Origin of the sequence: Acidithiobacillus sp., from assembly GCF_023255755.1 — a bacterium.
Classification (GTDB): Bacteria; Pseudomonadota; Gammaproteobacteria; order Acidithiobacillales; family Acidithiobacillaceae; genus Acidithiobacillus.
Genome location: NZ_JAGDVS010000012.1, coordinates 1 through 1,327 on the forward strand (window position 1 = coordinate 1; position 1,327 = coordinate 1,327).

The 1,327-nt window shown below is 63.0% G+C and carries 2 protein-coding genes; both read left to right on the forward strand.

What is annotated here, in order from left to right; genetic code table 11:
* The coding region (locus Q0C48_RS01120) for a glycosyltransferase (protein WP_291520739.1) at window positions 1-259 on the forward strand (259 nt) is incomplete at its 5' end.
* Window positions 252-1,327, forward strand: a 1,076-nt coding sequence (gene murC, locus Q0C48_RS01125; protein ID WP_291520741.1) for a UDP-N-acetylmuramate--L-alanine ligase, incomplete at its 3' end; no start/stop codon positions are given. The genes Q0C48_RS01120 and murC, both read left to right, overlap by 8 nt.

A 1,327-nucleotide genomic window follows, 5' to 3' on the forward strand; every position in this document is an offset into this window, starting at 1 on the left:
CGTCCTGATCCCCTTCCCCTTTGCAGTAGACGATCATCAGGCCGCCAACGCCCGTTTTCTGGAGGAGGCCGGTGCGGCCAGGATGCTGCGTCAGGAGGGACTGGACGCCATACAATTGCGCGACGTGTTGAATCCCTTGTTGACCGACGCCGCACTCCGTCTGCGCTGGGCAGAAGCCGCGCGCGCTCAGGCCAAGGGCGACGCCGCCGCCACCGTTGCGACAGCGTGCATAGAATGTGCAGGAGGCAAAAATGCGTAACTGGGTCCGCCAAATCCACATGGTCGGCATCGGCGGCAGCGGCATGCGCGGCATCGCCGAAGTGCTACTGAATCTCGGCTATGCCGTCTCGGGCTCCGATTTACGCCCCGGCAGTTCCACCCTGCGCCTGACGGACTTAGGTGCGCGGATTTTCAGCGGCCACGAAGCGGCCAATGTGCGCGGCGCGGATGTGGTCGTGATTTCTTCGGCCATTCCCGAAAGCAATCCAGAGGTGCAAGCCGCCCGCGAACTGCGCATCCCCGTCATCCGCCGCGCCGAGATGCTGGCGGAACTGATGCGCTTCAAGCAGGGTATCGCCATCGCCGGCACCCACGGCAAGACCACCACCACGAGCCTGGTGGCCAGTATCCTCGGTGCTGGCGGACTGGACCCCACCTTCGTCATCGGCGGCCGCTTGAAGAGCGCCGGCACCCATGCCGCCCTCGGCAGTGGCGAATATCTGGTGGCAGAAGCAGACGAATCTGATGCATCCTTCCTCTATCTCTCGCCAGTCATGGCCGTCGTCACCAACATCGACGCCGATCACATGGAAACCTACGGCGACAGCCTCGATAATTTGCGCGGCGCCTTCCTGCAATTTCTCCAGCGCCTGCCCTTCTACGGCCTCGCCGTCCTCTGCACCGATGAACCCATGGTCGCCGGCCTCATCGCTGAATTGCGCACCCCCGTACTGCGCTACGGCTTCGGTGACGATGTGGATTTACAAGCGCGTGATGTCACCGTGCATGGTATCGGCAGTCGCTTCGCCGTGTGGCGGCGGGTGGACAGCGACTATGTCCACTGGCTGGATGTAGAACTGGGCATCCCCGGTCGCCACAACGTCCTCAATGCCCTCGCCGCCATCGGCATCGCCAGCAAGGTGGGCATACAGGAATCCACTATTGCCACCGCTCTGGCCGACTTCCGTGGGGTCGGCCGCCGCTTTGAGCTAGTCGGTACATTCGACGGAATTACCGTGGTGGATGATTACGGCCATCACCCCCGGGAAATCGCCGCCACTATCGCCGCAGCCCGCTCCGTATGGCCTGTCCCTTATACACATCTCCG